2 protein-coding genes are annotated in these 1,937 nt (G+C 58.8%); both read left to right on the top strand.

Features of this window, described 5'->3' with window-relative positions; all coding sequences use genetic code 11:
* Positions 1–789: YeaH/YhbH family protein (locus EN964_RS33050; RefSeq protein ID WP_164776273.1), on the top strand; the 789-nt coding region annotated here is incomplete at its 5' end.
* Between the two features lie 9 nt (positions 790–798).
* On the top strand, positions 799–1,937 hold a 1,139-nt coding region (locus EN964_RS33045; RefSeq protein ID WP_127277335.1), incomplete at its 3' end, for a SpoVR family protein.

Below are 1,937 nucleotides of genomic sequence, written 5' to 3'. Positions count from 1 at the left end.
GCGCTGAGGCGCCCCAAGCAGGTCGAACTGGATGCGATCCTCGAGGAAATCGCCTCGCTCGAGGAGGCGCCATCCAGCGCCGACGCGCGCCAGCGTATCGCGGCATTGAGCGAAGAGCTTGACCGGCTGGAACGACGCCGCCGACGCATTGCCTATGTCGATCCGGTCGACATCCGCTTCAACCGCTTCGATTCCCGGCCGGTGCCGAACGCCAATGCCGTCATGTTCTGTCTGATGGACGTGTCCGGGTCCATGGGCGAGCGCGAGAAGGATCTGGCCAAGCGCTTCTTCGTCTTGCTGCACCTGTTCTTGAAACGACGCTACGACCGCATCGAGATTGTCTTCATCCGCCACACGCACCTGGCTCAGGAGGTCGACGAGGAGACATTTTTCTACAACACCCAAAGCGGCGGCACTGTCGTTTCCACCGCGCTGGAGGAAATGCACCGTATTATCGCGAGCCGCTACCCGGCCCACGACTGGAATATCTATGCTGCCCAGGCCTCGGACGGCGACAATTTCGCCGGCGATTCAGAGCGATGCATTTCGCTTCTCAACGGCGAGCTCATGCGGCTGTGCCAGTATTTTGCCTATGTCGAGATCATCGACGAGCGTGAAGCCCATATTTTCGGCTCGACCGAAAACGGGACATCGCTGTGGCGTGCCTATAACGCCATCGACCAGAAATGGCCGAACTTCCAGATGAGCCGCATCGCTACGCCCGCCGATATCTACCCGGTCTTTCGCCAGCTTTTCGGCAGGCAGCCGGTCTCCCTCAAGCGGGCATGAGGGTTCCCGATGGTCAGACAAGCCAGCAAATCCAGCCTGCTTTTTTCGGGGTCCGACTGGGATTTCAAAACATTGTCGCGGGCCTATGACGCGATCGAGGCACTTGCGGTCGAAGAGCTTCATCTGGACACCTATCCCGTTCAGATGGAGATCATCTCCTCGCAACAGATGCTCGACGCCTATTCGTCCATTGGCATGCCATTGATGTACCGTCACTGGTCTTTCGGCAAACATTTCCTCCACCAGGATCTGCTCTATCGCAAGGGCGGGCGAGGGCTTGCTTATGAACTGGTCATCAATTCCAATCCCTGCATCGTCTATCTGATGGAGGAAAACACCATGGCCCTGCAGGCCTTGGTGACGGCCCATGCAGCGCTCGGGCACAATCATTTCTTCAAGAACAATCAATTGTTCAAACAATGGACGGATGCAGGTGCGATCCTCGGCTACCTGGACTTCGCCAAGGGCTACATAGTCCGTTGCGAGGAGCGGCACGGCCTCGCCGCCGTCGAGGCTGTGCTCGATTCCGCCCACGCGCTGATGGATCAGGGCGTGTTTCGCTATCACCGGCCGCCGAGGCTGTCTTCGGAACGGCAGCGCGAAGGAATTCGCGAGCGTCTCGAATACGAGGAGCGCTCCTACAACGACTTGTGGCGTACGCTGCCGCCTTCGCAGCAAGCGGCCAACGACAAGGGCCAGGACCCGGAGCGGAAGAAATCGCTAAACCTGCCTGAGGAAAACCTGCTCTATTTCCTGGAAAAGAACAGCCCGGTCCTGGAGCCCTGGCAGCGTGAGATCATCAGGATCGTTCGGGTCATCGCGCAATATTTTTACCCGCAACGGCAAACACAGGTGATGAACGAGGGCTGCGCCACGTTCGTGCACTATACGCTGATGAACATGCTGTTCGACCGCGGCCAGATCAGCGAAGGCGCCATGCTCGAAATCCTGCGCAATCATTCCAACGTGGTCTTTCAGCCGGCGTTCGACGATCCGCGTTTTTCAGGCATCAACCCCTATGCTCTCGGCCTCGACATGATGCAGGACATTCAGCGCATTTCGACCAAACCCACGGCCGAGGACCGCGATTGGTTCCCTGACATCGCTGGCCAGGGCAACTGGCGCGAGGTCCTGCTTGACGCCTGGGC

Origin of the sequence: Mesorhizobium sp. M7A.F.Ca.CA.001.10.2.1 (assembly GCF_003998575.1) — a bacterium.
GTDB lineage: Bacteria > Pseudomonadota > Alphaproteobacteria > Rhizobiales > Rhizobiaceae > Mesorhizobium.
The sequence above is the reverse complement of the archived record's forward strand: the minus strand, read 5'-3'. Positions and strand labels throughout refer to the sequence as shown.